Here is an 8,985-nt window from a genome sequence, read left to right on the forward strand (position 1 = left end):
GCGCGCGCGCGGCCGCCGTTCCAGGCGTTGGTGGTGAAGCCGAGCACCTCGGTGGCCACGCCGGCCTGGTCGAGCGCGCGGGTGAGCATGTCGATCAGCAGCGTGAGCGGCTCGGCCTGCGCCTTCATCGAGCCTGAGCAGTCGATCAGGAAGCCGATCACGCAGTCGGCATGGGCCTTGTGCGCTTCCAGGCGGAAGAGCCGGCGCTCGGAGGGGGAGCAGACCAGCTGCGCCAGGCGACGGCCGTCGATGCGGCCGCTTTCCTCGCCGAAGGACCAGCCGTCCACGCGCGGCTGCGACAGCGCGGCGCGCAGCCGGCGCGCCAGCCGGGCGATGTTCACGCCCGCGCGCGCGATGCGTGCGTCGAGCCGCGTGCGGTACTCGTCCAGCAAGGCGAGGCGCACCAGCGTGGCGGCGCGCACTTCGCGGTCGTAGCGGGTGGTGAAGGCGCGGTAGCCGTCGGTGGCGTCGGCCAGCACGCGGCTGTGGCCGCTGTCGGCCAGTGCAAAGGCTTCCGCAGGCGGTTCGTCGAAATCCAGCCATAGCGCAAACCCGGCGCGCGCTGCCGAGGCTGAGTTTTCGTCGTCTTCGCCGGCAAGCGGGGCTTCCGCACGGATCATCTGCGCCACCGCGCGCGCCAGCGCCAGTGCGTGCGCGGCGTAGGCGGCCTGGTCGTGGCGTTGCGCGCGCAGGCCGGCCAGCGCGGTGCCCAGCACCGGCACGATGGCGGCGCGCGTGGCCTCGATCAGGTCTTCGGTCTCTTCCAGCACCGGCTCCCCCGTCAGGCGCGACCACGACACCTGCGCCACGGTATAGAGCAGGATGCCGAGATGCCCCTCGGTCAGCCCGGAACGATGGAAGGCCCGCGACCACGCCATGAAGCGGTGGCGCAGGTTGGCCGCCACGCCGGCCATGCCGCGCGGCAGGCGGGTCTCGCAACGCAGCTGCTCCAGCAGCTCGAAGACCAGGCGCTCGACCGGATCGGCCGGGCACAGCTGCCGATGCAGCGCGGCATCGGAATGCGCCTGGCGCAGGGCGGCACCATCGGCCGCTCCGCGCAGGCAGGTGGCCGTGTCGGTTTCCAGGTCCGTGCGCAAGTGGGGCGCATGCTGCGGCACCGGGCGCATTGCGCGCCAGAGCTGGCCGTCGCGGAAATGCAGCGCCGCATCGCCGGTGATCGCGCGCACCGCGGCGCCGGACAGCTCATCCTGCCGCTGGCGCCGGCGCAACTGCTGCGCGACCGTGGCCGCGCTCATCGCACGGGCTCCGACTCGGCGCTGATGCCAGTGGCTTCACCCGGCAGGTGGCCGAAGCAACGCTGGTAGTACTCGGCCACCACCGGCCGCTCGGCCTCGTCGCACTTGTTCAGGAAGGTCAGGCGGAAGGCGAGCGCGGGGTCGCGGAAGATCTGGCAGTTCTCGGCCCAGCTGATCACCGTGCGCGGCGACATCAGCGCCGACACATCGCCGGCGGCAAACCCGCGGCGCGTGAGGCCGGCCAGCGCCACCATCGCATCGACCAGCGCGCGCCCGGCGTCGTTGTCCAGCTCCGGCACGCGCGCCAGCACGATGCCGGCCTCCTCTTCATGCGGCAGGTAGTCCAGCGTGGCCACCACGTTCCAGCGGTCGATCTGCGCGTGGTTGAGCAGCTGGGTGCCGTGGTAGAGACCGTTGACGTTGCCCAGGCCCACGGTATTGGATGTCGCAAACAACCTGAAAGACGGATGCGGGCGGATCACGCGGTTCTGGTCCAGCAGCGTGAACTTGCCGTCGCGCTCCAGGATGCGCTGGATCACGAACATCACATCGGGCCGGCCTGCGTCGTACTCATCGAAGATCAGCGCCACCGGCCGCTGCAGCGCCCACGGCACGATGCCTTCCTGGAATTCGGTGACCTGGCGCCCGTCGCGTACCACGATGGCATCCTTGCCGACCAGGTCCAGCCGGCTGATATGTCCGTCCAGGTTGACGCGCACGCAGGGCCAGTTCAGCCGCGCGGCGACTTGCTCGATATGGGTCGACTTGCCGCTGCCGTGCAGGCCCTGCACCATCACGCGCCGGTCGCGCATGAAGCCGGACAGGATTGCCAGCGTCACCTCGGGCTGGAAGCGGTAGGCCGGATCGATCTCCGGCACGTGGTCGTCGCGCTGGCTGAAGGCCGGCACCATCAGGCCGGAATCGATGCCGAACGCGCTGCGCACCGGAATCATCCGGTCCGGCTTGCCAAACTGGTCTTGCGTCACCTCATGCTCCTTGTTGCTTGCTGCCATGCCATCGGCACTGCGGCAAGCGGAGCAATCCGCGTGACGCCGTGCGCGCTATTCGTCCTCTTCCGCGCCGCCCTGCCAGCTGCCGGCGCTGTCGGCCTCGATCGCCGCCAGCGCGCCCGCCGCACGCTGCAGCGCGGGCAGCAATTGCAGCACCTTGTCGCGCGTCACGCGCATCACCGGGGCCTGCAGCGCCAGCCCCAGGTTGGACTTGCCGCCGTCCGCGGCCGGCACCAGCACGCCGATGCAGACCAGCCCCGGCAGGAACTCTTCATCGTCCATCGCGTAGCCGTCGCGCTTCACGCGCTCCAGTTCGGCTTCCAGCTGCGCGTGGTCGGTCAGCGTGTTCTGCGTGTAGCGTTCCAGCTCCACGTTGGCCAGCAGCCGCTGGCGCTGCGCCGGCGCCAGCTGCGCCAGGAACAGCTTGCCCGTGGCCGAGCAGTGCGCCGGCACGCGCGAGCCCGGATGCAGGTAGAAGCGCAGCGGCGCCGCCGTCTCCACGCGATCCAGGTACAGCACCTCGCCGCCGGAGAACGCGGTCAGGTTGCAGCTCTCGCCCACCTCTTCCACCAGCCGGCGCAGCACCATGTGGCGCGCACCGTGCGAGGTGCTGTTGAGCAACAGGTTCTCCGCCAGCCGGCGCAGCCGCAGGCCGGTGCCGTATTGCCGCCCGTCGCCGTTGCGCTGGATCAGGCCCGCGGCCTCGAGCTGCTGCAGCATGCGGTGCAGAGTGGGCTTGGGCAGTCCGGTTTCTTCCACCAGCGCTTGCAGGTTGAAGGACTGGTCCTTCTCCGCGATGACTTCGAGCAGGCCGAACAAACGCAGTGCCGGCGTGTCTCCATCCGGCTTGGCGTCACTTTTGGCGAGGCGCATATCGTTCATGCCTGGCTCCATCATAGGTAAGTTTCATTTTCAGAGTCAAATCATATCAATTATCGAAACTTCTGGTTGACCTTCCCCCGCGAACGGCCTACATTCCAGTGAAAGAACAATTTTTCGGAACTTCTGGTTCCAGTTTTTTAAGCGATCACCGGAGACAAGTCGACATGTACGGATAGGCCATCCCTGCCCGGGATTGCAAATACTGAACGACCACGGCCCCAGGCTGGCTGGCAATTACTGCCCTGCCACCTATACCGAAGAGAAGCCGTGGCGCCTGCCTTAAACGCTGTACTGGCTGCAACGCAGTACCGACAGCAAGCGCAGCACAGGAGACACAACATGATCCAACAACCAGAGTCCGGCAACGGGCTATCCCACGGCCTGAAGCAACGCCACATGACCATGATCGCGCTCGGTGGCGTGATCGGCGCAGGCCTTTTTGTCGGCAGCGGCGTCGTCATCAAGTCCGCCGGCCCGGCCGCGGTCCTTTCCTTCCTGATCACCGGCCTGCTGGTGGTGCTGGTGATGCGCATGCTGGGCGAGATGGCCTGCGCCATGCCCGGCAGCGGCGGTTTCTATGAGTATGCACGCGAAGCCTGGCGCGACCGCCCGGCGGTGGGCAACCTGGCCGGCTTCCTGACCGGCTGGATGTACTGGTATTTCTGGGTCATCGTGGTGGCGCTGGAAGCCGTGGCCGGTGCCGACCTGGTGCGCTACTGGTTGCCCGACGTGCCCAACTGGATCATCAGCCTGGTGCTGCTGGTGATGCTGACGCTGACCAACCTGGTATCGGTCAAATCCTTCGGCGAGTTCGAGTTCTGGTTCGCGTCGATCAAGGTGGCCGCAATCATGGTGTTCCTGTTCGTCGCCGGCGTCTATGTGCTGGGCCTGGCCCCCGGGTCCCATGGCATGGAGGTGGCCAACCTGACCGCCAACGGCGGCTTCATGCCGCACGGCATTGTCCCGGTGCTGACCGGCGCGGTCGCCGCCACCGGCTTCTACTTCGGCGCCGAGATCGTCACCATCGCCGCTGCCGAGACCGCCGAGCCGCAGAAGGCCGTGGCCAAGGCCACCAGCTCGGTGATCACGCGCGTGCTGGTGTTCTATGTAGGCTCGATCCTGCTGGTGGTCTGCCTGGTGCCGTGGAACTCCACCAGCATCTCCACGCCGTACGTCAGTGCGCTGAACGTGATGGGCGTGCCGGCGGCCGCGCAGATCATGAACGCGATCGTGCTGACCGCGGTGCTGTCGGCGCTCAACTCGGGCCTGTATGCCTCGTCGCGCATGCTGTTCGCGCTGACCCGCCGTGGCGACGCCCCCAAGTCGCTGGCCCGCGTGAGCCGCAACGGCGTGCCGGTGCGCGCCATCCTGGTGGCGACCCTGTTCGGCTACGGTGCGGTGGTGATGTCCTATGTCTCGCCGGATACGGTGTTTGCCTTCCTGGTGAACTCGTACGGCACGGTGGCGATCTTCGTCTACATCCTGATCGCGATCTCGCAGCTGCGCCTGCGTTCCCGCCTGGAGCGCGAAGCGCCCGGCCAGTTGCGCGTGCGCATGTGGTGCTACCCGTACCTCACCTACCTGGCGATCGCCGGCATGATCGGCATCGTGGTGGCGATGGCCTTTATCCCCGACCAGCGCACGCCGCTTGCGCTGGGTGTGGTGAGCCTGGGCGTCCTGCTGGTGGCCTACGCCGCGCGGCAACTGTTTCGAGGTAACGCGGATCCGGTAGTGCCGCTGGCGGAGATGCCGCGCCCGGACCTGCACGAGTATTGATGACTGACCATGACTGACGCGGCGCGCCGGTGCGGTATGCTGGCGCGCTTCGCCGTCAAGGCAACGCACCCTGCCCCATGAGCCTGAAGTCTCCCACCACCCTCTGGTCCCAGCTGTTCCAGCAGCATGCCCACTCGGGCCTGAGCCTGCAGGGCAAGATCCGCCAGATGCTGGTCTCGGCCATCCTTGACGAGCAGTTGCCGCAGGGCGAGCCGCTGCCCAGCAGCCGCGAGCTGTCGGCGCAGCTGCGCGTGGCGCGCAACACGGTGGTACTGGCCTACCAGCAGTTGGTCGATGAAGGCTACCTGGTGGCGCGCGAGCGCAGCGGCTACTTCGTCAACCCGGAGATCCTGGGCACGCGCGTGAGCGGCGTGGCTTCGCTGCGCGGCGAGGCGGTGCCCGCCCGCTCGGGCGAGCCGGACTGGGAGCGGCGCTTTGTGTTCCGCCCCACGCAGCAGCGCAATATCGTCAAGCGCGCCAACTGGCGCGACTACCCCTACCCCTTCATCTACGGCCAGTACGACCCGGTGCTGTTCCCCACCGCGGACTGGCGCGAATGCGCCCTGAAGGCGCTCAGCGTGCTCGACATCCACGACTGGGCCCAGGACATGATCCTGCGCGACGACGAATCGCTGGTGCAGCAGATCCGCACCCGCGTGCTGCCGCGCCGCGGCGTGTGGGCCGGCGCCGACGAGATCGTGGTGACCGTGGGCGCGCAGCAGGCGCTGTACCTGCTGGCCGACCTGCTGGTCAGCCCCGACACGCCGGTGGGCATCGAGGACCCCGGCTATCCCGACGCTCGCAATATCTTTGGCTCGCACACCTCCCACCTGGTGCCGCTGCCGGTCGACGGCGACGGCCTGACCCTGTCTGACGCGCAACGCGCCTGCGACTACGTCTACGTGACCCCGGGCCACCAGTGCCCCACCACCGTCACCATGCCGCTGGCACGCCGCCAGGCGCTGCTGCGCCAGGCCGAGGAAGCGGACTTCGTGCTGATCGAGGACGACTACGAAAGCGAAAGCCGCTTCGAAGGCGACCCCACGCCCACGCTCAAGAGCCTGGACCGCAGCAACCGCGTGATCTATGTCGGCAGCCTGTCCAAGAGCCTGGCGCCGGGGCTGCGCATCGGCTATATCGTCGGGCCGGCGGCACTGATCGCCGAACTGCGCGGCGCGCGGCGGCTGATGCTACGGCATCCGTCGGCGTATATCCAGCGCGCGTTCTCGCTGTTCCTGTCGCTGGGCCACTATGACGCACACCTGCGCCGGCTGGCGGCCGCGCACCGCGAGCGCGCCGAAGCGGTGCTGGCGGCGCTGGCCACGCATATGCCTGACTTCCGCGCGGTGCCGATCGCCGGCGGCGCCTCATGCTGGATCGAGGGGCCTTCCTGGCTCGATGCCGATGCGCTGGCGCGGCTGGCCGAGCTGCAGGGCGTGCTGATCGAGCCCGGCAGCGTCTTCTTCATGGCCGAGCCCGCGCCGCGCAACGGCTTCCGGCTGGGCTACTCGTCGATCTCGCTGGACCGCATCGAGCCTGGCATCCGCGTGCTGGCGGGCGTGGCGCGTGAGCTGCAGGCCACCGCCAGCGGCGCCACAACCATCGCCGCCGTCACTTCCCGGGTCCGTCCCGCGGCCTGAGCCGGCCCGCGGGCGGTGTCTGCCGCCGCTGGCCCAAGCGATTGTCCCGAACTGGCGCTACAGCGCCGCGCACGGCTTCCCTATCCTCGAGTCATGGCCAGTTCCCCACGGACCGGCAAACAACACTCAGGAGACCAATCCATGTCCAAGGACAACAACGCCGCCGGCATCGAACTGCTGCAGGCCTTCAACGACGCCTGGAACCGCCACGACATCGAGGCCCTGATGAGCTTCATGGCCGATGACTGCGCCTTCCACGGCGTGGCCGGGCCCGATCTGCTGGGCCGCAGCTTTATCGGCCGCGAGCCGGTGCGCGAAGGCTTCCAGCTGGCCTGGCAGACCTTCCCCGACGCGCAGTGGGTCGATGGCGACCACTTCGTCGTGGGCGACCGCGGCGTAAGCGAATCCACCTTCCGCGGCACCCGTGCCGACGGCGCCCGCATCGAGGCGCGCATGGTGGACGTGTTCACCTTCCGCGACGGCAAGATCGCGGTCAAGAACGCGTACCGCAAGGATCGCCCGCCCGTCGTAGCGCCCGCAGCCTGACCGAGGAGACGCGCCATGCAAGCCGTAGCCCCCCGCAGCAGCCTCCTTGCCGGCGAGCAGTCCACCGCGCCCACCCGGCCGTACGACCCCGCCTACGATCCCCTGCACACCCCCACCCCCGGTCACGGCCGCGAGTACGCGCCCACCTACTGGATCGGCACCGCGGGCGAACCGCCTGCCGACGACGGCCCAATCACGCATGACATCGACGTTGATGTAGCCATCATCGGCTCGGGCTTCACCGGCCTGACCTGCGCCATCTTCCTGGCGCAGGAATACGGCATCAAGGCCACCGTGCTCGAAGCCAACCGCGTCAGCTGGGGCTGCAGCACGCGCAACGGCGGCCAGGCGCAATGCGCGTCCGGACGGCTCAAGCGCTCGCAGTGGATCCAGCGCTACGGCCTGGATACCGCGCTGCGCCTGCACGAAGAAATCTGCGACGGCATGGAGACCTTCAAGGGCCTGATCCAGGACATCAACTGCGACCCGCAGCCCGGCGGCCACCTCTATATCGCGCACCGCGCCAAGGTGATGCCGGCGCTGGAGAAGGAAGCCAAGCTCCTGCGCGAAGTCTTCAAGTACGACGCACGGATCATGGACGCCGACACCGTGCGGCGCGAGTATGTCGACGACAAGGAAGCCGCGGGTGCCATGCATGAGCCCGAAGGCATCGGCATCCACGCCGGCAAGCTCGCCTTCGGCTACCTGCGCCGCGCGCGCGAGCTGGGCGCCAAGGTGCATCCGTCCAGCCCGGTGACCGGCTGGGAAACCCGCAACGGCGTGCACTACCTGCGCACCCCCGGCGGCATCGTGCGCGCCCGCGCCGTGGCCGTGGCCACTGGCGGCTATACCTCTCAGACGCTGCACCGCGAACTCAAGAACCGGCTGTTCCCGATCCTGTCGAACTCCATCGTCACGCGCCCGCTCACGGCCAGCGAACTGGCCGCGTGCAACTTCCGCACCACGCAGGTCATCACCGACACCCGTATCCTGCGCCACTACTACCGCCTGATGCCGGACGGCCGCCTGCAGATCGGCAGCCGCAGCGCCATCACCGGCAACGACGCACCGCAGGAGCAGTACAAGCAAAAGCTGATCGGCGACATGCACCGCAAGTTCCCCGCGCTGCAGGGGATCCAGGTCGATTACTCGTGGTGGGGCTGGGTCGATGTCAGCCACGACATGATGCCGCGCATCACGCAGCCAGATCCGGCGCAGTCGATCTACTACGCGATGGGCTACGGCGGCAACGGCGTGATGTACTCAGCCCAGGCCGGCAAGCGCCTGGCGGCGCTGATCGCCGGCAAGGCTGCCGCGCTGCCGGAACTGCCGATCTTCCGCTCGCCGCTGCCGTTCCCGAACGTGCGCGAGATGGTGGAATCGCAGATGTTCGCGCCGTTCCGTAGGATGGGGCAGCGGGTGTTGTATCACTGGTATCACCTGAAGGACGACGTGCTTTAAGGGCGCGCGGCCGCCCGGCCGCATTGCTGAGCGCCTCGAAGGCCGGTAGGGAGTTTTCGCGCACTAACCGCATGCTCCCGTCCTCTTCCTCCAGCGATTTCGGCAAGAAAAGACGCCAAAGCCCGTCGCGCATCCCGAAGAAGTGTCCCGACCCTCCGATACAGTCGTCATCGCATGCGCGGTGAGCCTGCCGCCCTGGCGCTCCGCTTGGACGGCTAACTAAACTCGCCGGCTGAAGCGCCGATTGCACCGCCGGCGCCGGCTTCCGCGTCATACGGCGGAGCGCCGCTTTGCGCCTCCCACTGCCCCGACAGGCTTCGCTTGGCGTATCGAAACGCCGTGCGAAAACTCACGTCCGCGGGGTGCCCTGTCCCGCCCGCCTTTGCGCATTTGATTACACACAAGTCAGTCACC

At 68.1% G+C, this 8,985-nt stretch carries 7 protein-coding genes; 4 read left to right on the forward strand and 3 right to left on the reverse strand.

The genetic code is table 11. The features are described 5' to 3' along the window. From CF68_RS34825 to CF68_RS34835, 3 genes are all read right to left on the reverse strand, one after another. A partial coding sequence (locus CF68_RS34825; protein WP_035828159.1) for a cobalt chelatase occupies positions 1-1,256 on the reverse strand: 1,256 nt, incomplete at its 3' end. Beyond that, entirely contained in the window at positions 1,253-2,269 is a 1,017-nt protein-coding gene (locus tag CF68_RS34830) for an AAA family ATPase (RefSeq protein WP_035828161.1), read from the reverse strand. The genes CF68_RS34825 and CF68_RS34830, both read right to left, overlap by 4 nt. Before the next feature lie 48 nt (positions 2,270-2,317). Further along, positions 2,318-3,148 carry an IclR family transcriptional regulator gene (locus CF68_RS34835; RefSeq protein WP_013953486.1) on the reverse strand — a complete coding sequence of 277 codons (831 nt, stop codon included), beginning with the start codon at positions 3,146-3,148 and terminating at the stop codon, positions 2,318-2,320. A 339-nt stretch (positions 3,149-3,487) separates the two neighbouring features. Between CF68_RS34835 and CF68_RS34840 the strand changes: the two genes are divergently transcribed. The 4 genes from CF68_RS34840 (at position 3,488) to CF68_RS34855 (ending at position 8,571) form a co-directional block, all read left to right on the forward strand. Continuing rightward, the gene (locus tag CF68_RS34840; protein ID WP_035828163.1) at positions 3,488-4,924 is read left to right on the forward strand and encodes an amino acid permease; all 1,437 of its coding nucleotides are present in this window, start codon (positions 3,488-3,490) and stop codon (positions 4,922-4,924) included. A gap of 77 nt (positions 4,925-5,001) precedes the next feature. Further along, complete coding sequence (locus tag CF68_RS34845) at positions 5,002-6,564, forward strand: PLP-dependent aminotransferase family protein (RefSeq protein WP_035828164.1); 1,563 nt, start codon at positions 5,002-5,004, stop codon at positions 6,562-6,564. Positions 6,565-6,705: 141 nt separating this feature from the next. Further along, positions 6,706-7,110: a nuclear transport factor 2 family protein gene (locus CF68_RS34850; protein ID WP_035828167.1), complete on the forward strand. Its 405-nt coding sequence runs from the start codon at positions 6,706-6,708 to the stop codon at positions 7,108-7,110. 15 nt (positions 7,111-7,125) lie between these two features. Then, entirely contained in the window at positions 7,126-8,571 is a 1,446-nt protein-coding gene (locus CF68_RS34855; RefSeq protein ID WP_035828169.1) for an FAD-binding oxidoreductase, read from the forward strand. The last annotated feature ends 414 nt before the right edge of the window (positions 8,572-8,985 follow it).

The organism is Cupriavidus sp. SK-4 (assembly GCF_000611125.1).
Classification (GTDB): Bacteria; Pseudomonadota; Gammaproteobacteria; order Burkholderiales; family Burkholderiaceae; genus Cupriavidus; species Cupriavidus necator.